Annotated in this window: 19 protein-coding genes; 6 read left to right on the forward strand and 13 right to left on the reverse strand. The window is 65.4% G+C overall.

What is annotated here, in order from left to right; all coding sequences use genetic code 11:
* The 3 genes from mltG to ACILRA_RS07065 all read right to left on the reverse strand — a co-directional run.
* Positions 1-814, reverse strand: an 814-nt coding sequence (mltG, locus tag ACILRA_RS07055) for an endolytic transglycosylase MltG (protein ID WP_395661391.1), incomplete at its 3' end; no start/stop codon positions are given.
* A gap of 19 nt (positions 815-833) precedes the next feature.
* Complete coding sequence (gene fabF / locus ACILRA_RS07060) at positions 834-2,099, reverse strand: beta-ketoacyl-ACP synthase II (RefSeq protein ID WP_395661392.1); 1,266 nt, start codon at positions 2,097-2,099, stop codon at positions 834-836.
* Between the two features lie 108 nt (positions 2,100-2,207).
* The gene (locus ACILRA_RS07065; RefSeq protein WP_395661393.1) at positions 2,208-2,444 is read right to left on the reverse strand and encodes an acyl carrier protein; all 237 of its coding nucleotides are present in this window, start codon (positions 2,442-2,444) and stop codon (positions 2,208-2,210) included.
* Between the two features lie 198 nt (positions 2,445-2,642).
* Between ACILRA_RS07065 and ACILRA_RS07070 the strand changes: the two genes are divergently transcribed.
* On the forward strand, positions 2,643-3,212 hold the full coding sequence (locus ACILRA_RS07070; RefSeq protein ID WP_395661394.1) for a DUF4893 domain-containing protein: 570 nt from the start codon (positions 2,643-2,645) through the stop codon (positions 3,210-3,212).
* Here the strand turns inward: ACILRA_RS07070 and fabG are convergent, their stop codons facing one another.
* Both fabG and fabD read right to left on the reverse strand, forming a co-directional pair.
* Positions 3,213-3,953, reverse strand: a complete 741-nt coding sequence (fabG, locus tag ACILRA_RS07075; protein ID WP_395661395.1) for a 3-oxoacyl-[acyl-carrier-protein] reductase — start codon at positions 3,951-3,953, stop codon at positions 3,213-3,215. It lies immediately after the preceding gene.
* A 4-nt stretch (positions 3,954-3,957) separates the two neighbouring features.
* Positions 3,958-4,905 carry an ACP S-malonyltransferase gene (gene fabD, locus ACILRA_RS07080; RefSeq protein ID WP_395661396.1) on the reverse strand — a complete coding sequence of 316 codons (948 nt, stop codon included), beginning with the start codon at positions 4,903-4,905 and terminating at the stop codon, positions 3,958-3,960.
* A gap of 99 nt (positions 4,906-5,004) precedes the next feature.
* Here fabD and ACILRA_RS07085 point away from each other — a divergent pair, with 99 nt between their 5' ends.
* Entirely contained in the window at positions 5,005-5,970 is a 966-nt protein-coding gene (locus ACILRA_RS07085) for a threonine dehydratase (protein WP_395661397.1), read from the forward strand.
* 159 nt (positions 5,971-6,129) lie between these two features.
* Here ACILRA_RS07085 and ACILRA_RS07090 read toward each other — a convergent pair whose 3' ends face one another.
* Genes ACILRA_RS07090 through ACILRA_RS07105 form a run of 4 tightly spaced genes read right to left on the reverse strand, consistent with a single transcriptional unit; the run spans position 6,130 to position 9,281 of the window.
* A complete protein-coding gene (locus tag ACILRA_RS07090) occupies positions 6,130-6,879 on the reverse strand; it encodes an SDR family oxidoreductase (RefSeq protein ID WP_395661398.1) in 750 nt (249 codons plus the stop codon).
* Between the two features lies 1 nt (position 6,880).
* Complete coding sequence (locus tag ACILRA_RS07095) at positions 6,881-7,774, reverse strand: NAD(P)-dependent oxidoreductase (RefSeq protein ID WP_395661399.1); 894 nt, start codon at positions 7,772-7,774, stop codon at positions 6,881-6,883.
* The gene (locus tag ACILRA_RS07100; protein ID WP_395661400.1) at positions 7,771-8,253 is read right to left on the reverse strand and encodes a GNAT family N-acetyltransferase; all 483 of its coding nucleotides are present in this window, start codon (positions 8,251-8,253) and stop codon (positions 7,771-7,773) included. Before ACILRA_RS07100 ends, ACILRA_RS07095 begins: the two co-directional genes overlap by 4 nt.
* A complete protein-coding gene (locus ACILRA_RS07105) occupies positions 8,250-9,281 on the reverse strand; it encodes a histone deacetylase family protein (protein WP_395661401.1) in 1,032 nt (343 codons plus the stop codon). Before ACILRA_RS07105 ends, ACILRA_RS07100 begins: the two co-directional genes overlap by 4 nt.
* A gap of 67 nt (positions 9,282-9,348) precedes the next feature.
* Here ACILRA_RS07105 and ACILRA_RS07110 point away from each other — a divergent pair, with 67 nt between their 5' ends.
* Positions 9,349-10,701 carry an aspartate aminotransferase family protein gene (locus ACILRA_RS07110; protein ID WP_395661402.1) on the forward strand — a complete coding sequence of 451 codons (1,353 nt, stop codon included), beginning with the start codon at positions 9,349-9,351 and terminating at the stop codon, positions 10,699-10,701.
* A gap of 139 nt (positions 10,702-10,840) precedes the next feature.
* On the opposite strand, the gene ACILRA_RS07115 is transcribed toward ACILRA_RS07110, so the two are convergent.
* The 4 genes from ACILRA_RS07115 to ACILRA_RS07130 all read right to left on the reverse strand — a co-directional run bounded on the left by ACILRA_RS07115 (position 10,841) and on the right by ACILRA_RS07130 (position 15,782).
* Positions 10,841-11,641: a phosphodiesterase gene (locus ACILRA_RS07115; protein WP_395661403.1), complete on the reverse strand. Its 801-nt coding sequence runs from the start codon at positions 11,639-11,641 to the stop codon at positions 10,841-10,843.
* A 117-nt stretch (positions 11,642-11,758) separates the two neighbouring features.
* Positions 11,759-13,219 carry a phosphonoacetaldehyde dehydrogenase gene (phnY, locus tag ACILRA_RS07120; RefSeq protein WP_395661404.1) on the reverse strand — a complete coding sequence of 487 codons (1,461 nt, stop codon included), beginning with the start codon at positions 13,217-13,219 and terminating at the stop codon, positions 11,759-11,761.
* Position 13,220: 1 nt separating this feature from the next.
* Positions 13,221-14,459 carry a phosphonoacetate hydrolase gene (phnA, locus tag ACILRA_RS07125; protein WP_395661405.1) on the reverse strand — a complete coding sequence of 413 codons (1,239 nt, stop codon included), beginning with the start codon at positions 14,457-14,459 and terminating at the stop codon, positions 13,221-13,223.
* A 162-nt stretch (positions 14,460-14,621) separates the two neighbouring features.
* Complete coding sequence (locus tag ACILRA_RS07130) at positions 14,622-15,782, reverse strand: 2-aminoethylphosphonate--pyruvate transaminase (protein ID WP_395661406.1); 1,161 nt, start codon at positions 15,780-15,782, stop codon at positions 14,622-14,624.
* Between the two features lie 92 nt (positions 15,783-15,874).
* Here ACILRA_RS07130 and ACILRA_RS07135 point away from each other — a divergent pair, with 92 nt between their 5' ends.
* From ACILRA_RS07135 to ACILRA_RS07145, 3 genes are read left to right on the forward strand one after another with little or no spacing between them, the layout of a single operon-like run.
* Positions 15,875-16,759 carry a LysR substrate-binding domain-containing protein gene (locus tag ACILRA_RS07135; RefSeq protein ID WP_395661407.1) on the forward strand — a complete coding sequence of 295 codons (885 nt, stop codon included), beginning with the start codon at positions 15,875-15,877 and terminating at the stop codon, positions 16,757-16,759.
* A 41-nt stretch (positions 16,760-16,800) separates the two neighbouring features.
* A complete protein-coding gene (locus tag ACILRA_RS07140) occupies positions 16,801-17,361 on the forward strand; it encodes a LemA family protein (protein WP_395661408.1) in 561 nt (186 codons plus the stop codon).
* A 2-nt stretch (positions 17,362-17,363) separates the two neighbouring features.
* Positions 17,364-19,274: a DUF2207 domain-containing protein gene (locus tag ACILRA_RS07145; protein WP_395661409.1), complete on the forward strand. Its 1,911-nt coding sequence runs from the start codon at positions 17,364-17,366 to the stop codon at positions 19,272-19,274.
* Positions 19,275-19,793 lie beyond the last annotated feature (519 nt).

Here is a 19,793-nt window from a genome sequence, read left to right on the forward strand (position 1 = left end):
GGGTCAATGCCCGGTCCAGCCGCCCCTTGCCGCCGGTGATGCCATAGATGATCGTCGGGTCCGACTGCAGCCGCATGCCCTTGCTCAGCCGGTTCATGAACACCGAGGCGATGACGGGGCGCTCCTCTGGCACCGCCGTTTCCTTTTCCACGATGGACGCAAGCGTCACCGCCTGCTCCTTGGTCGCAATGGCCGGCACGGGCACCCGGCTGGCCCACAGCTCTTCCAGCAGCCTGGTCTGGGCTGCCTGCATGTCCTCAACCAGCTTCTGACGCGTCATGCCGCGCTGGAACACATAGGTATCGGGCAGGATCGAGCCCTCCGGCGGCGGTGTTGCGGGCGCGCCGGTGAGCACCTCGCTGGCATTGACGCGGGCCACCGCCATCTCGCTGGTGAAGCCTTCGGGAATGGTGATCTTGTAGGTGATCGCCCGGCCGCTGGCGATGATGGACATGACCTGCTGCATGGAGGCCGCCGCCGGAACATCATATTCGCCAGCCTTGAGCTGCGTGCGCTGCCCGGTCAGCTGCGCCATGGCCGCGAAAACCCGTCCGTTGGAGATGACGCCGCCCCGCTCCAGCGCCGTGCCGATCCCCGCGGCTGACAGGCCCTGCTCGACGACGACCACCTTCCGCTCGGCCAGGGGGCCTGCCGCCGTGAAAGCGCTATATGCGAAGAAGCCTGCCACCAGCGCCGCAAGGCCGGCAAAGATCCCCAGCAGCACCGTCCAGAGAAGCACGCGTGAGAGAGCCGACGCCCGCCGTTTGCGCCGCCGCGGCCCGGGTATCTTCACGGATGGCGGCGGTCGCTTCAAGCTCTATCCTCTCCGGCCGTCAGGCCGCGTAGCGGCGCATGATCAGCGATGCGTTGGTGCCCCCAAAACCAAAGGAATTGGACAGAACTGTGTTGATCTCCTTCTTCTTCGCCTGGTGCGGCACGAGGTCGACCCTGGTCTCGACCGATGGCGCGTCGAGATTGATCGTCGGCGGGGCCACATTGTCCCGGATGGCGAGGATGGAGAAGATTGCCTCGACAGCGCCAGCAGCACCCAGCAGATGGCCGACCGAGGATTTGGTGGAGGACATGGTGAGGTCCGCCGTGCGGTTGCCCATCAGACGCTCCACCGCGCGCAGCTCGATCTCGTCGCCCAAGGGCGTTGAGGTGCCATGCGCGTTCACATAGTCGATCTCGTGGGCCTGGAGGCCCGCCCGCTTCAAGGCCGCCGTCATGCAGCGGAAGGCGCCATCGCCATCCGATGAGGGCGCGGTGACGTGATAGGCATCGCCCGACATGCCGTAGCCCACGACCTCGGCATAGATCTTCGCGCCGCGCGCCTTGGCGTGTTCGAGTTCCTCGAGCACGAGGAGGCCGGCCCCCTCGCCCATGACGAAGCCGTCGCGATCCTTGTCATAGGGGCGCGAGCCCTTCTCGGGCGTGTCGTTGAACTTGGTGGAAAGCGCCTTGCAGGCGATGAAGCCCGCGATGCCGATGCGGCAGATGGCGGATTCGGCGCCGCCTGCAATCATGATGTCGGCATCGTCCATGGCGATGATGCGTGCCGCATCACCAATCGCGTGGGAGCCCGTCGAGCAGGCGGTGACCACCGCATGATTCGGACCCTTGAGGCCGAATTCGATCGACACCAGACCCGAGGCGAGATTGATCAGCGACCCGGGGATGAAGAACGGGCTGATGCGGCGCGGGCCCTTCTCGTTCATCAGCGTCGTGGTGTCGGCGATGTTGCTCAACCCGCCGATGCCGGACCCAACCAGCACGCCGGCGCGGTACTTTTCATCCTCGGTCTTGAGCTCGATGCCTGAATCCTTCATCGCCTGCTTGGCGGCTGCCATGGCATAGATGATGAAGTCGTCGTAGCGGCGGATTTCCTTGGCATCCATCCACTGCTCAGGATTGAAGGTGCCGCCGGTGCCGTCGCCGCGCTTTACCTCGCAGGCGATGCGGCAGGGAAGATCGGAGGCATCGAACCGCGTGATCGGCCCCGCGCCCGACTGTCCGGCAAGAAGGCGGCTCCAGCTTTCCTCAACGCCCGTGGCGAGCGGAGAAACCATGCCGAGACCGGTGACGACGACGCGCCGCATGCAAAGCCCTTTCTACGCGAAAACGCGGCGGCGGGTCGTTCTTGGCCCCGCCTCCGCGCAGTGATCCCCATTTGAACCAGCCCTCAGGGCCGGCCCAACGCAGCTGGTTTAAGCCGCGCTCTTTTCGATGAACTTGACGGCATCGCCAACGGTCTGAATGGACTCCGCCGCATCGTCCGGAATCTCGATCCCGAACTCTTCTTCAAAGGCCATGACCAGCTCGACCGTGTCGAGGCTGTCCGCGCCGAGGTCGTCAATGAAGCTCGCTTCCGCCTTCACCTTGTCGGCGTCCACGCCGAGATGCTCGACGACGATCTTCTTCACCCGGTCAGCCACATCACTCATTGTCTTATCGTCCTTGATTGTTTCTGGAACTCATCCGGCAGGACAGCAGGACCCCCCTGCGGCCCCCCACACGCCGGGGGTTTCCCTAGCACAAAACCGCGAGAGGTCAAAAGGGGCAATGGCCAGGCCCGATCAGCGCCCCCTCGATCCGGACTTGCGGCCGGATTGCCGATTTGGCAGCCTGCGGGGATGAAACGCATGCTCCTCACCCTTCTCCTGCTGCTGGCGGGATCCCCGCTGGTCCACGCCGACGGCACGCTCGACAAGCGGATCAGCGCTTTCGACAAGGACCGCCTGGCGCGCTTCGATGCGATCATGACGGAGGCCCTGGCCGAGGCGCGCGCAGGCGGATCAGCCGGTGACATCAAGCTGCTGGAAGATGCCCTGGCCGGCACGGCCCTGCCGCTGGCCGAAGGGTTCGATCCCACGGGTGACTGGAATTGCCGCACCTTCAAGGCCGGCGGCGGCGTGCCGCTCGTGGCCTATGGCTGGTTCAAGTGCCGCATCTCGGACGATGGCTCAGGCTGGATGCTGCAGAAGCTCACCGGCTCGCAACGCACCTCAGGGTTGTTTTACACCCTCTCGGCAACGCGGCTTGCCTATCTGGGTGCTGGCTACTACGCCGGCGAGGAGGCCCGCCGCTATGGCGAGGACGCCAAGCAGGACCAGGCCGCCGTGGCAGAACGCCGGGGCGAGAACCGCATCGTCATCATGTTCCCCGCCCCGCAGTTCGAATCAAAGCTCGACGTGCTGGTGCTGGAACGCTGATCACACCATCGCCATGCCGCCGTTGACGTGCAGCGTCTGGCCGGTCACATAGCCCGCCTCTTCCGACGCCAGGTAAAGAACCGCCGCCGCGATGTCCTCGGGCGATCCGAGCTTGCCCGCCGGAACACGGCCGAGAATCGCTTCCTTCTGCTTGTCGTTCAGCACATCCGTCATCGGCGTGGCGATGAAGCCGGGGGCCACTGCATTGACGGTTACGCTGCGGGCAGCAAGTTCCTGCGCGAGAGACTTGGTGAGGCCGATGACGCCGGCCTTGGAGGCCACGTAATTGGCCTGGCCCGGATTGCCGGTGACGCCCACCACCGAGGTGATGTTGACGATGCGGCCCCAGCGCTTCTTCATCATGCCGCGCATGGCGGCGCGCGCCAGGCGGAAGGAGGCGGTGAGGTTCACGTCGATCACCGAAGTCCAGTCCTCGTCCTTCATGCGCATGGCGAGGCCGTCCTTGGTGATGCCGGCATTGTTGACGAGAATATCGAGCGAGCCCATCGCCGCTTCGGCCTCGGGCACCAGCTTCTCGACGGCGGCTGCGTCGGAGAGATTGCAGGGCAGCACATGCACGCGCTCACCCCCCAGCTCCGCCTTCAACGCCTCCAGCACTGCCGCACGCGTGCCGGAAATGGCAACCGTGGCGCCCGCCTTGTGGAGCGCCATGGCAATGGCAGCACCGATGCCACCCGTTGCGCCAGTGACGAGGGCGGTCTTGCCGGTAAGATCGAACATCTGCTTATCCCTTGATCTGGGCCGCCGCGGCGGCAATGTCTTCGGCGGAATTGATGGCGAAGGCGGAGGCTTCGGGCGCATTCTTTTTGGCGAGCCCGGTCAGCACCTTGCCTGCCCCGATCTCATAGAAGCGGGAAACGCCCTGCGCGGCCATGAAGGCCACGCATTCACGCCAGCGCACCGTGCCCGTCACCTGCGCGACGAGGCTGGCGCGGATCGCTGCCGGGTCGCTCAAAGGAGCGGCCCCCACATTGGCGACGACCGGCACCACCGGCGCCTGCATGGCGACCTTGGCGAGGGCCTCTGCCATCACATCCGCCGCGGGCTGCATCAGGGCGCAGTGGAAGGGGGCGGAGACGGGCAGCATCACCGCGCGCTTGGCGCCCTTCGCCTTGGCGATCTCGGCGCAGCGCTCGACCGCGGCCTTGGTGCCGGAAACGACGACCTGGCCGTCACTGTTGTCATTCGCTGCCTGGCAGACATCGCCCTGGGCCGCTTCGGCGGCAGCGGCCGCCGCGGTTGCGAAATCGAGGCCGAGAAGCGCCGCCATGGCGCCAGTGCCGAACGGGGTGGCGCCCTGCATGGCCTGGCCGCGAATCCTGAGAAGGCGCGCCGCATCGGCCAGCGTGAAGGTGCCTGCGGCGGCGAGCGCCGAATACTCGCCCAGCGAGTGGCCGGCGACGAAGCGGGCTGTGTTGGCCACCGTGATGCCATGCTCGGCCTCCAGCACGCGGATCACCGCCATGGAAACCGCCATCAGCGCGGGCTGGGCATTCTCGGTCAGGGTGAGGTCGGCCTCCGGGCCTTCCCACATCAGCGCGGCGAGTTTCTGGCCGAGGGCTGCATCGACCTCATCGAACACGGCGCGCGCGGCTGCGAAATTCCCGGCAAGGCTCTTGCCCATGCCGACTGCCTGGCTGCCCTGGCCCGGAAACACGAAGGCCGTTGTCATCGTCACTTCCCCGTCTGATTCTTGCGCTGTGGGTGACAAACATGCGCAGGGCCGCGAGTCAAGGTTGACCGCTTCCCGCAGATCGGCCTTACTTGTTCCATGTATACAGCCGACGAGTTCGAACAGGCCAGCCGCATCGTCTATGCCGCCATGCCGCCCACCCCCCAGTATGCCTGGCCGCTGCTGAAGCAGGCCACGGGCTGCGAGACCTGGGTGAAGCACGAGAACAACACGCCCACCGGCGCCTTCAAGGTTCGCGGCGGCCTCGTGCACATGAAGCTGCGCAAGGAGCGGGGCGAGACCAACGGCGTCATCACCGCCACGCGCGGCAACCATGGCCAGTCCATTCCCTTCGCGGCCTCCCGCGTGGGCATCACGTCCACGGTCGTCTGCCCCGTCGGCAATTCGCCGGAGAAGAACGCCGCCATGCGGGCGCTGGGTGCTGAACTGATCGAGACCGGCCACGACTTCGACGCGGCGCGCGAAACGGCGATGGAGATCGCAAAGGCGCGCGGCCTCGACTTCATCCCGTCCTTCGGCAAGGAGCTGGTGATGGGGGTGACGACCTATGCCCATGAGTTGTTCCGCGCGGCGGGCGATCTCGATGCGGTGTATGTGCCGGTCGGCATGGGATCAGGCATCGTCGGCACCATCGCCGCGCGCGACATGCTGGGGCTCAGGACCAAGGTGATCGGCGTCGTGTCGGAGGGGGCCGATGCCATCGCGCTGTCCTTCGCGGCTGGCAAGCCTGTTTCCACCCATGCGGCCACGACCTTCGCCGACGGCATGGCGGTGCGCGTCGTCAATCCGGAGGCCTTCGCGCATATCAAACGCGGCGCAGACCATATCGTGACAGTGAGCGACGATGAGATCGCTGAGGCTGTGCGGCTTTATTTCCGCTGCTGCCACACGATTGCGGAAGGAGCAGGCGCTGCCCCGCTGGCGGCACTGATGAAGGAGCGCGGCGCCATGAAGGGCAAGCGCGTAGGCGTGGTGCTTTCCGGCGGCAACATCGACATGCCGAAGTTTGCCGAAGTGCTGGAGGGCAGGACGCCGGAGGCGTGAGACCCTGCCACTGGGGAAGAGCCCTCATCCGGCCTTCGGCCACCTTCTCCCATCGCGTGACGCGACGGGAGAAGGGGATAAACACACATCAGTTTTCCCTTCTCCCGTTGCGTAGCAATGGGAGAAGGTGGCCGAAGGCCGGATGAGGGCCACTTCGCCTCACAGCGACACGGACAACCCGCCATCCACCGCCAGCACGTGACCATTGACGTAGGCCGCAGCGTCTGAGGCGAGGAAGACCGCGGCGCCGCCGAGCTCCTCGGGCTTCGCCCAGCGGCCCGCGGGCGTGCGGCCCTCGACCCAGGCGGTGAAGGCCTTGTCCTCCAGCAGTGCGGTATTAAGCTCCGTCGCGAAATAGCCCGGCGCCAGCGCGTTCACCGTGATGCCCTGGCGGCCGAGTTCCGCCGCCATCGAGCGCGTCAGGCCATGCAGGCCTGCCTTGGCCGCGACATAGGCGTGGATCGTCGGGCGGCCGAGGATGGCCGAGATCGAGCCCGTGTTGATGATGCGGCCATACCGGTTGGGCAGCATCAGCCGCGCCGCATCACGCGCCAGGCGGAAGCAGGAGGTGAGGTTGACCGAGATGACGCGGTCAAAATCATCATCCTCCCACTCGGTGATCGGCCTGCGGTGCTGAATGCCGGCATTGTTGACGAGAATGTCCAGCTTGCCATGGCGCGCCGCGATGTCTTCAACTGCGGCGCGGGCAAGCTTGGCGTCCGTCACGTCGAAGGCCATGGCCTCCGCCCCGATCTTCGCGGCAGCAGCGGCAAGCTCATCGCCGTTGCGGGCGTTGACGACGACCTTAGCGCCATTCTCCGCCAGCGCCTTCGCCATGGCGAAGCCGAGGCCCCTTGATGCGCCGGTGACGAGGGCCACGCGGCCCTCAAGCGAGAACATGCCGCTCATGTCACTTCTTCACGCCGTTGACCTGCATCATCACGTCGATGAGGCGGGGGATGAAACGGTCACCATAGCCCATGTTGTCGGCCATGACGGTGATCTGGTGCGCGGTTTCAGCGAGGAAGGAAGCGACGGGGAGCTGCTCCGTCATGTTGGTGTAGTAGCGCAGGTCCTTCCTGGCATTGCGGATGGCGAACTGGGCGGCGCTGTCATCATCCGTGAGCGGAACATTGATCAAGCGGCCGAACATGGTGGAGGCGGCGCCGCCCGCCATGACGATGTCCCTCAGCGCCTTCATGTCCACGCCCGCCTTGGCGGCGACCGTGATCGCCTCCGCCGCCACAGCGGCATGCGCGATCGACAGGAAATTATTGATGAGCTTCAGCTGGTGCGCCGAGCCCACCGGACCGGCATGGACGATGGTATCGGCAAAGCATTCGAGCACGGGGCGGATGCGCGCGATCACCTCATCCGGCCCGCCCGTCATCAGGCCGAGCTTTCCGGCGGCGGCCTCCTTGGGCGTGCGCGTCATCGGCGTGTCGACGAAATGACCGCCCTTGGCTTCGATATCGGCCGCGATCTTCACGGTCGAATGCGGTTCGGCCGTCGAGCAATCGGCGATGACGAGACCCTCGCGCACCGCACCCATGAGGCCGTACTCGCCGTAGACGATCTGCTCGATCTGCGGCGTGCCCGTGACACAGAGGATCACCATATCGCACTCCTTGGCGACACTGAGCGGGTTGTTGCGCTCATGTGCGCCCTTCGAGACAAGGTCATCGACCGGTGCACGGTTGCGGTGGGCCATCACCGTGAGGGAATAGTCCTTCTCCAGGATGTTCTTGCCGATGCCGTGGCCCATGAGGCCGGCACCGATGAGGCCGACGCGCTTGATCGTCATGTCGTTTCTTCTCCCATTGAAATCAGAGCCGTGAACTTATCCTGCTCCAGAACATGGAGCCTGTCTTCGGTCTTCTTCACGAAGCCGAGCCTGGCGTAGAAGCGCTGTGCGCCGGCATTCGTTTCGTCCACCTCGAGCTTGATGAACTCGGCACCCCGCAAGGCGAAGCGGCGGGCGGAGCAGCCAAGCAGCCCGAGGCCGACATTGCGCCCGCGCGCCTCAGGCAGCACGAAGAGATCGACGACGTAGAGACCCGGCGCTCCGCGCCAGGTGGAGAATGTCATGAGCCCGAGGCAGGCGCCGATCAGGCGTCCGCCCTCCTCGGCCACAACGACGTCGATGAGATCGCCCGCGCGCGCCAGTTTCTCGCCCGTGAGCCGTGGGACGAAACCCGTGCCGATGTGCTCCGCCAGCCCGCGCACCATCGCTGCCACGCTGTCCGCCTCATCCGGCCGCATGGGGCGGAGTGTGACACTCATGCGAGGAGGCCCCGCAGCAGGGACGCGAGGTTGAGGCCGAGGCTTGGCGAGGGGTAGCCTCCTTCCTGCACGGCCAGGGTGGGAAGACGGAGCCCTGCGATCTGCCGCCCGATCTGCTCGAAATCCGCCGTGGCGATGGCGAAGCCCTGGAAGGGATCGTCGATGGCAATATCAAGGCCGGTGGCAAGCACCAGAACATCCGGCGCGAAGCGGGCGATGCGGTCGAGTGCGGTGTCGAGCGCGGCGCAATAGGGCTTGAGGGACGTGCCGCGCTCCAGCGGCAGGTTGAGGTTGAAGCCTTCACCCTCGCCGCGGCCGATCTCCCCGGCATAGCCCCAGAAGAAGGGGTAGAAACGCTTGGGGTGCGCGTGGATCGAGACGGTGAGCACGTCCGCGCGGTCATAGAAGATCGCCTCCGTGCCGTTGCCGTGATGGACGTCGATGTCGAGGATGGCGGTGCGCTTGCCGGCCTCGGTCAGCAGCGCGGCAGCGATTGCCGTGTTGTTGAGATAGCAGAAGCCCGCCGCCACATCGGCCGCGGCATGGTGCCCGGGCGGGCGGCACAGCGCGTAGACGATCCGCTCACCCGCCAGCAGCAGCCGCGCGCCATGGGCGGCGCTGGCCGCGCTGGCGCGGGCCGACTCCCAGGTCCTGGACGTGACGGGGCAAGACCGGTCACCCAGGTGCCAGCCGCATTGGCCGACAACGCTGTCCGGATAGGACGGGGGCGGAAGTGTGCCGCGCCCCAGGGCAAAGACGTTGGGCTGCGGCGTCTCTGACGCGTCCGGCAGCCGCTGCCAGCGTTCCCACAGGGTGGACAGGAACTGGATGTAGCGCGCCTCATGCACCAGGGCGATGGTGTCTCCGAAAATGTCCGGCGGGGCCACCACCGGACCGCCGATCCGCCGCGCGCCGTCCATCAGCATGTCGATCCGCTCCGGAATCTCAGGAATGGGCTGCGGCTTGCCAGACACGATGAATTCGCGCGGCGCATGGGAGCGTTGCAGGTCGTCGAAGACAGTGATCACCGGTTTGCCGTGCCTCTCATTTGGGTGTTAGGAGTCTGGTCGACCGTTCCAGCCAACGCAAGGTTTCATGCCGATGTCCTCCGCCGCAGCGCTACCCTCCCATATTCACTCGACCGGCGATCTTCCGAAAGTGGCCTGGGCGAAGGGCAGCTATGTCTATGACGTGGACGGCAAGCAATACATCGACGGTTCCGGCGGGCCCGCCGTCTATTGCATCGGCCATTCCAACCCGGAGGTGAACGGCGCGATCAAGGACCAGCTGGACCGGATCGCCCATGGCTACCGCTACAACTTCTCCTCCGATGCGCTGGAGGAACTGACCGCCATCATCCGCCGCCGCTGCGGCGGAACGCTGAACCACATGGTCTATGTGACCGGCGGCTCGGAGGCGGTCGAATCCTGCCTGAAGCTCGCCCTCCAGTATCACGCGGCGCGGGGTGAGATGAGCCGCCGCCGCTTCATCGCGCGCGAACGCTCCTGGCATGGCAATACGCTGGGGGCACTCTCCGTCTCCGGCTTCCTCGAAAGGAAGCGCGCCTTCGAGGGATCGCTTCTCGAGGTGTCGCGGCTGTCCCCGGTCAATGCCTACCGGCCGGTTGCGGGGTCGGGCCCCGAAACCGTGGGGGAAGCCTGCGCCAAGGAGCTCGAGGACGAAATCCTGCGGGTGGGGCCGGAAAAGATTTCAGCCTTCATCTTCGAGCCGGTGGTGGGGGCAGCGGGCGGCTGCGTGCCCGCGCCGGAGGGATATGTCAGGCGGGTGCGCGAGATTTGCGACCGCTACGGCGTGATCATGATCTCGGACGAGGTGATGTGCGGGGCGGGCCGCGCCGGCACGTGGCGGGCGCTGGAACAGGATGGCGTTGAACCCGACATCATGGCGGTGGCCAAGGGCCTGGCTGCCGGCTACCTGCCGCTGGGCGCCGCGATCTACAGCGACAGGGTGGCCGATGCGATCCACGGCCGGCACGGCGCGCCGATGACGGGGCACACCTTCACCGCCCACACGGCCTGCTGTGCTGCGGGCGTTGCCGTGCAGAAGATCGTGGAGCGCGAGCAGCTGGTGGAGCGCGTGCACGCCATGGAGGGCACGCTGCGCGCCATGCTGGCCGATGCAACACAGGACATCGATGCCGTCGGCGACATCAGGGGCCGCGGCTTCTTCCAGGCGATCGAGCTGGTGGCCGACCGCGGGACGAAGACGCCCTTCGCGGGTGAGCGCAAGCTGTTCATGAAGATCCGCCAGCGGGCCTTCGAGAACGGGCTCATCTGCTATCCGGTGGGCGGAAACGTCGACGGCATCAATGGCGACGTGGTGATCATCGCACCGCCCTACAACGCGACGGATGCGGAACTGACGGAAATCGCGGACAAGACGGCGAGCTCGATCCGGCAGGTGCTTAAGGCCGAGGGGCTGGGGTAGGCGAGGATGAACTCTCAAACCTCACCTTCGCCGGGTCAAGCCCGGCGAAGGTGAGAGAATCGAGCGAGATGAGGGTTAAAATTCCTACTTGCTTTTATTCCTACGATGTGCTAGTCAGCGGGTCTGCTGATTGACATCGTTAAAACCAATTTCCCCGCTCCGCATCCGCGTGCATCTGCGCAGGGTTGCGGTGCATGAAGGCGTCTGAGTGGACGAGCGTCATCGCGTCCGCAAGCGTGACGGCGGCATACATGGGGGGCTCATCCGAATAGACGGTCTCGACCGATCCACCAACGAGTGGAAGCTGGTGGTTGAGGCTCGGGAGGGCGGAGAAGCCGATGCCGTTCCAGCTGCCGGAAATCGTGCGGTGCGCATGGCCGAAGAAGATGTGGCGGATGTCGTGGCCCTTGATCAAGGCCGCGAAGGCCTCCGCATCATCGAGCTTGATGAGGTCCATCAACGGATGACCGATGTCGAAGGGCGGGTGATGCATGAAGAGGTAGGCGGGGGCGCCGCCGCCTTCTGCGAGCCGTGCCTCCAGCCAGGCGCGGCGCGGGGCATCGTAGAGGCCGGCGGAGGATGGCGGGCCCTTCAGCGTGTCGAGGAAGAGGAGGTGGCGGCCTTCGTGCTTCAGGACGTGCTGGACGTGGCCGGTCTCATCCGCACCGCCGAAGACCTTCAGGTAATTCGCGCGGTCGTCGTGGTTGCCGAGGATGAGACGGGTGGGGATCGGGAACCCGGCGAGCCGCTCCCTGAGCAGCGCATAGGCCGCGATGTCGCCCTTCTCCGTGAGGTCTCCGGTGATGGCGCAGAGAGCGGCATCCGCGTGGTGGGCGGCAATGTCCGCGAGGGCGGCATCGAAACGCGCGAGGGGGTCGAGACCCCAGAGCGTCTCGCCCGGCGGCATGAGATGGAGATCGGTGATGTGGATCAGTTTCATGCGGTGTCCTGCCTCAGCCTGGAACCCCGGAGAAGTCCCGCTTCACGCCGGTGTGCGCAACACGCACACCCCAGAGCGGCAACGCGATGGCGGCGGTTCCCGGGTTGAACTCGCCCCTCATTGCGGCCAGGGCAGCGACCAGGTCTTCACATTGGTGAAGAACTTCATGGCTTCCATGACGCCTTCCTTCACGCCATTGCCGGAATCCTTGATGCCGCCGAAGGGCGACATCTCGATGCGGTAGCCGGGAACCTCCCAGATGTTCACCGTGCCGACGTTCAACCCCTCGATGAACTTCGTGATGCGCGAGAGGTTGTTGGTGCACACGCCCGAGGAGAGGCCGAAGGCGGTGGAGTTGGAAATGCGGATCACCTCCGCATCGTCATTGGGCACGCGGACGATGGGGACGATGGGGCCGAAGGTTTCCTCGAAGACGAGCTCCGACTGGTGCGGCACGAAATCAACCGTGATGGGCGGCAGGAGGGCCCCCTGGCGGCCGGGGTTGTAGAGGATCTTCGCACCCTGCTCGGCCGCCTTGTGGACGCGCTCCTCGAAAGTCTTGGCGGCCAGTTCATGCACCACGGTGCCGAGATCGGTGTCAGGATCCATCGGATCGCCGAACTTGATGGCCTTGGCCTTCGCCAGCACCTTCTCGACGAACCTGTCGGCAATCCGCTCCTGCACGAGGATGCGCTTGACCGCAGTGCAGCGCTGGCCGGAGTTCTTCGTGGCACCCGCGACGGCGAGTTCGGCGGCCTTGTCGAGATCGCTGTCGGAAAGATCATCGAGGATGATCAAGGGATCGTTGCCACCGAGTTCGAGGGCGGCGCGCTTGTAGCCCGCCTTGGCCGCAATGATCTTGCCGACGCGCACGCCGCCGGTGAAGGTGATGATGTCAATGTCGGCGTTGGTCACCATCTCGTCGCCGATCTCGTCGGGCCAGCCGGTGACGACCTGGAACATTTCGGGCGGCAGGCCGGCCTCATAGAGAATGTCGGCGAGCGCGATGCAGGTGAGCGGCGTCAGCTCCGTGGGCTTGGCGACGACGCAGTTGTTGGTGGCAATCGCCGGGGCCACCTTGTGGGAGACCATGTTGAGCGGGTGGTTGAAGGGCGTGATGGCGGAGATGACGCCCACCGGCTCACGCTTGGTGAAGATCTTGCGGGGCTTTCCTTGCGGGGTGAGGTCGCAGGAGAAGATCTGGCCATCATCGATGATGCAGAGCTGGCCTGCCAGCGAATAGACGTCATAGGCGCGGCCGACTTCGTAGAGCGAATCCTTCTTGGAGAGGCCGAGCTCGAGCGTGATGAGATCCGAGAGCTGGTCCTTCCGTGAACGGATCAGTTCCGCCGTGCGGAACAGGATCTGCTGGCGCTCATAGCGGGTGAGCTTCGGCTTGTAATTGCGCGCGATGGCGAAGGCTTGTGCCGCATGCGCGGCCGTTCCGGCGGGGACGGTGCCGATCACCTCGTTGGTGTAGGGGTAGTGCACGGGGACCACGCCCTCGGCATCCACCTTCTTGCCGCCGATGCGCATCGATTCCCTGATGACGGGGCGCTGGGTTGCTGCGACGTTCATGTTAAGCCTCCAGGATATTGTTGCAGCCGAGCGCAAACGCATCGAAGTTGCGCAGCTGGGCGGGCGGGTTCTTGAACTTGCGGTTGGCGATGACCGGGATTTCCTGCTCGGTCAGCCCGCCATGGGAGCGGAGCGGCTCGTTCAGCCCCGAGAGGTCATGCTTGTCACGCGAGGTGCCAAGCACCTTGGAGCCTTGTGGGCCGCCGGAGACGACGATGACGTCTCCCATCCGGTCCTCCGGGAGTTCGTAGCGCGCACAGCCTTCGGCCTTGTCGAGCACGGCGTCGATGCCGGGCTGGCTGGCGATGACCGCCATGATCTCCGCAACCTTCGGGCCATAGGCATAGACGGTGGCGAAGCTGCCGAGCGCGCCGTGGTGGACGACGTAAGGATCGGTGATGGGCAGGATGACCTTGGTCTTGCCCGCGCCGAACTTGGTGTCCAGCACGTCCTGCAGGTAAAGCACGTCAGGCTCGCCATTGGCGAGATGCTTGTCCTTCATGCCGTGGTCGGCGACGATGACGATGATGGCGCCTTGCTGATCGAGTTCGCCCAGATATTTATCCATCATGGCATAGAAGCGGTTCGCCCCATCCGAGCCCGGCGCATATTTGTGCTGCACGTAGTCCGTGGTGGAGAGATACATAAGATCGGGCTTCATCTGCGCGAGCAGCTTGACGCCCGCGGCGAAGACGAATTCCGAAAGCTCAGCGGAGTAGACGTCCGGCACGCCCATGCCGGTGAGGGCGCAGACGTTCTCGATGCCGTTGTCCTTCAGGTTCACCTTGTCGGCCTTTTCCGAGGAGAAGGCGACCGCCGTGCCGTCAAAGACGAGGCCCTTGCCGAGGAGGAGGCGGAGCTTGTCCTTCGCCGTCACCATGGCGATCTTCGCGCCCGCCTTCTGGAAGGCCTCGAAGATGGTGGGGGCGCGGAGCCATTTGGGGTCATTCATCATCGTCTCCTGGCCGGTGGCCGGATCGATGAGATAGTTGCCGCAAATACCGTGGACTGAGGGCGGGCGGCCGGTGACGATCGAGAGGTTGTTCGGGTTTGTGAAGCTCGGGATGACGGAGTGGCCGCGCCGGTTCTCTCCCTTGGCGATGATGCGCTGAAGGTTCGGCATCAGGCCCTGCTGCATGGCGATTTCCATGTAGGCGGGTTCGCTGCCGTCACAGCAGATGACGGTGAGGGGGGCTGAGGGCCAGTTGTAGCTGCGGCCGTTGACGGTGACGGTTTTCATGCGGGGTCTCGATTCACTTTCGGTTTCTATTCCTCTCCCCCGCCGGGGGAGAGGGAAGGGTGAGGGGGTGGTGCAGTACTGGGACTGCCAAATGGGAGTGCGTGGCCGGCACCCCCTCACCCTGCCCTCTCCCCCACTGCGTGGGGGCGAGGGATAGAGATGTTAGGCGTCGAGCGGTGACAGATCGGTGACGTTCATTCCGGCGAGTACCTCGCGGATGGCCTGCAGCACGCCTTGCATCACCTTTTCGTCCACCTTGCCGATGGTGCCGATGCGGAAGGAGGGGCGCTTCGTGAGCTTGCCGGGATAGATGGCGAAGCCGCGCAGGCGGAGGTCCTCATAGAACTGCTCGAAATCGAAATTGGGATCGCGCGGGGTGAGGAAGGTCTGGATGATGGGGCCCGCCTCATTGTCAGACAGCAGCGTCGAGAAGCCCATGTCGCGCATGCCGCGGATGAGGATACCGGCATTGCGGCTGTAACGGCCGCCACGGGCCGGAACACCGCCCTCCTCGGCGTGCTCCTTCATTGCCTGGTGGAAGGCGACCAGCGCGTGGGTGGGCGGCGTGAAGCGGAACTGGCCGTTGGCTTCCAGCCCCTTCCACTGCTCGTAGAGGTCCAGCACCACCGAATGGCTCATGCCCTTCGAGGCCACCAGCATGTCGCGCTTCACCAGCACGTAGGAGAAGCCGGGAACCCCTTCGATGCACTTGTTGGAGGAGGAGACCATGACGTCGTAGCCGTCCTTCATGGCAAGCGGAAGCGCCCCAAAGGAGGACATGGCATCGACCATGACCAGCTTGCCGCGGGCCTTCGCCACATGGGCGATCGCGGCGATCGGGTTGACGATGCCGGAGGTCGTCTCGCAATGGATGACCCAGACATGGCTGATCGCGGGATCAGCATCGAGGGCGGCGGCCACTTCCTCTGCCGCGGGAGCGGCACTGTCGCCCTTGTCGATCTTCACCACGGGGCGGCCGAGCCGCGTCAGGATCGCGGCTGCGCGGTCGCCATAGGCGCCGTTGGCAATGACGAGCGTCTTCGCATCCGCCCTGGGGCAGAAGCTGCCGAGGGCCGCCTCGATGGCGAAGGTGCCGGAGCCCTGCATGATGACGCATTCATAGGACACGTCACAGCCCGCGAGATCGAGCAGGCCCTTGCGGATCTCGGCCACGACGCGGCGGAACTCGATGTCGCGCGAGCCCCAGTCTGCCAGCATCGTGGCCTTGACGGTGCGCGAGGTGGTGAGAGGGCCGGGGGTGAGCAGATAGGGCATGTCTTCCTGGCCGGGCGGGCCATCGAAGCGGCTGGGCATCTTGTCCATGGATTGATCCTTGCGAAGTGGTTCCGAAAATGGCGGCTTGACCCCCATCAGTCAAATCGTATGTTCTTATGCAGCACATAAGTTTGAAAGATATGCGACACGCCCAGCTCAAGGCCTTTCATGCGGTGGCCGTCCACGGCGGCTTCTCCCGCGCGGCGGAGGCGCTGGGCCTCACCCAGCCGGCGGTTTCCGACCATGTGCGGAAACTGGAGGAGACCTATGGCGTGCAGCTGTTCACGCGGGCGGCGGCAGGGGCCACGCTCACCGGCATGGGCCGCAAGCTCTTCGCCATTGCGGAGCGCCAGTTCGAGGCGGAAACGGAGGCGATGGAGCTTCTCTCCCGCGGGCGCACGCTAGAGGAGGGCCAGCTCACCATCGGGGCGGACGCAGCCTCCCACATCCTGCCGGACGTTGCGCGCTTCAGGCTGAAGCACCCGAAGCTGGCGGTGCGGCTGGTGACGGGGAATTCCGCCCAGCTTCTGAAGCGGCTCGAGGATTTCTCGATCGACATCGCGGTGACGGCCGAGCGGCCGCCGGAAGCCTCCTTCCTCTCGCGGCGGCTGCGCAGCGACAGGCTGGTGGCGGTGGTGCAGCGCTCCTCGCGCCTGTCCACGCTGAAGGAGGTTGCCTTCACGGACCTCGTGCGGCTGCCGCTGATCCTGCGCGAGGAAGGGTCGATGACGCGCAAGCTGCTGCTGGCGGAGGCAGCAAGGCGCTGCCTGACGCTTTCGGCCACCATCGAGATCGAGAGCCGCGAGGCAGCGCGCGAGGCGGCGGCCCAGGGACTGGGACTCGCCATCATGTCAGAGGGTGAGCTTGTGCCCGACGGCAGGCTTGCCGTGCTGGCCATTCCCGACTGGAAGACCGAGATGGAGGAATGGATGATCTGCTTGAGGTCACGCAGCGCGCTGCATGTGATCCGCTCCTTCTTCGGGGGTGAGGGACAGGCGAGCGCAAACTTGCCACCCCAGGCCTGAAGCCCCATAGTCGCGCCCAGTTGGCAAGGGAGCACACGGGCATGTTTGGCTACAGTATTTTGGGCCTCGCCATCCTCATCGGCGGTTATCTGGTCTGGGCCTACAATGGGCTGGTCAAGAACAAGAACCTCGTCGAGGAAGGCTGGAGCGGCATCGATGTGCAGCTGAGGCGCAGGGCAGACCTGATCCCCAACCTGATCGAGACGGTGAAGGGCTATGCCGCGCATGAGGACAAGCTGTTCCACGACATCGCAGAGCTGCGGGCAAAGTCGATAGCCGGGGGAACGGTGGGCGAGCAATCCGCCGTGGGCCAGGCGATGAGCGCCGCGCTGGGCCGGCTCTTCGCCGTCGCCGAGGCCTATCCGGAGCTCAAGGCGGATGCCAATTTCCGCGACCTGCAGGACAAGCTCTCTCACATCGAGGACGAGATCCAGCTGTCCCGGCGCTATTACAATGGCGCGGTGCGGAACCTCAACACCATGATCGAGAGCTTCCCCACGAATATCGTCGCTGGCCAGTTCAGCTTCCAGAAGGCGGAGTTCTTCGAGATCGGCGATGCCGCGGCGCGCGAGGTGCCGAAGGTCGACTTCAAGACGCGCTGACCATGCGTCTTCTCGCCCTCGCCATCGGCCTGCTGCTGGCGCTGTCGTCCGGAGCGCTGGCGGAGGAGCGCATCTCGCGCTTCGTCAGCAACATTATCGTCAATGGCGATGGCTCGGTGGAGGTGAGCGAGACGATCTTCGTCAATTCCGAGGGCAACCAGATCCGCCGGGGCATCTTCCGCGATTTCCCGACGACCTATGCCGACCGGCATGGCCAGCGGGTGATCGCCGGCTTTAACGTTATCGCGGTGAAGCGGGACGGACATGCCGAGCCCTATGTGCTCGAAGCCTTGAGCAATGGAACGCGGATCAGGATCGGCGACAAGGATGTGTTCCTCGACGACGGGCCGCACCGCTATGACATCAGCTACCGCACCACGCGGCAGATCGGCTTCTTCGACAGATATGACGAGCTGTACTGGAATGTTACCGGCAATGGCTGGGACTTTCCCATCGACCGCGCGGAGGTGACGATCAGGCTGCCAACCGGCGCCAGCATCCTGCAGCATGACGAGTTCACCGGCGGTTATGGTTCCACAGGGCGGAGCAGCCGCGTGCTCTCAGCCTCCGGCAACACATTCGCGGCGGAGACGACGCAGCCGCTCGCGCCCAACGAGGGCTTCACCGTGGCGGTGGCCTGGCAGAAGGGGCTGGTGGCGCCGCCAACGGATGCGCAGAAGTGGCGCTGGTGGATCTTCGACAATGCCGGCTATTTCACGCTGGCGCTGGGGCTCTTGGCCTCCGCGCTCTACTTCCTGTTCGCGTGGAACAAGGTGGGCCGCGACCCTGCGAAGGGCGTGATCGTGCCGCTCTTCGCGCCGCCCAAGGGGCTGGGGCCTTCCGCCGTGCGCTTCCTCACGCATTATGGTGCGGATGACAAGGCCTTCGCCGCGGCGATGGTGGGGCTGGCGGTGAAGGGGCGACTGAAGATCGCCGATGATGACCGGAGCTTCACCATCACCAAGCTCCCCCCACCCGCAGGTGCCGCGCCGCTGACCACTGCCGAAGGCGCGCTTTATGCCGCCCTGCCTTCGGGCGCGACGGACTTGAAGCAGGCGAACCATGCGCGGGTGAGCGCGGCACGCAGCGCCCTCAACACGGCGCTGAAGGACGAGTTCGAGGGCACGGCTTTCCTGCGCAATTTCGGCTGGTTCGCGGCTGGGCTTGCGATCTCCGTCATCTGCCTCATCACAGGGGCACTGCTGCTGCCGGGCCAGGAAGGCGTGCAGGGCATTTTCGCCATTGGCTGGATGGCGGTGTGGTGGGGCGTGGTGCTGGCGGTGGGCTGGGCCTCCTTCAGGGGCATGTTCGCGACGCGCGGATTGTGGGCGAAAATCACCTCGCTCGGCACGCTGCTGTTGCTCGTGCCCTTCGCGGGCGGCGGCATTGTGGTGCCTGCCCTGATCTTCCTGCAGGGGGGAGGATCGCCGGCTCTCTATGCGCTGGCGGGTGCTGCGGTGCTGCTGGGCCTCATCAACGTCGTGTTCTACCAGCTGCTGCGGGCGCCCACCCAGACGGGCCGCCAGCTGCTGGACCAGATCGAGGGCTTCCGCCTCTACCTTTCAACCGCCGAGGAAGAGCGCCTCAAGGTGCTGCACCCGCCGGAGAAAACGCCGGAGCTGTTCGAGCGCTACCTGCCTTACGCGCTCGCCCTCGACTGCGAGAATGAATGGAACGCCAAGTTCGCCGCCGTGCTTGCCGCTGCCGCAGCGGCGGGGGCTGCCGCCGGACCTCTCTGGTATTCCGGCCAGCACTGGGGCAGCGGCATGGGCGGCGGCTTCACCGACAGGCTGGGCCGCGGCCTCGCCTCAAGCGCTGCGGCAGCGGCAACCGCCCCGGGTCGCAGCTCCGGCTCGGGCGGGGGCGGATTCTCCGGCGGCGGTGGCGGTGGCGGGGGTGGCGGCGGCTGGTAGGGACGTTTTCCGTTTCGCCCCAGGACAGTGGTCTGACAGCCGTGCCGGTTGAAAGAGGCCCTCATCCGGCCTTCGGCCACCTTCTCCCATCCCTTCGGGACGGGAGAAGGGAAGGCTGGGAGATGTTTGTCCCCTTCTCCCGTCGCAACGCGATGGGAGAAGGTCCCCGACAGGGGGGATGAGGGCTTCTCTCCGCGAGCCGTGCCGGTTGACAGAGGCCCTCATCCGGCCTGTCGGCCACCTTCTCCCATCCCTTCGGGACGGGAGAAGGGAAGGCTGGGAGATGTTTGTGCCCTTCTCCCGTTGCGAAGCAATGGGAGAAGGTCCCCGACAGGGGGGATGAGGGCCTCTCTCCGCGAGCCGTGCCGGTTGACAGAGGCCCTCATCCGGCCTTCGGCCACCTTCTCCCATCCCTTCGGGACGGGAGAAGGGAAGGCTGGGAGATGTTTGTGCCCTTCTCCCGTTGCGAAGCAATGGGAGAAGGTCCCCGACAGGGGGGATGAGGGCCTCTCTCCGCGA

This window comes from Aestuariivirga sp., assembly GCF_044239095.1.
GTDB lineage: Bacteria > Pseudomonadota > Alphaproteobacteria > Rhizobiales > Aestuariivirgaceae > Aestuariivirga.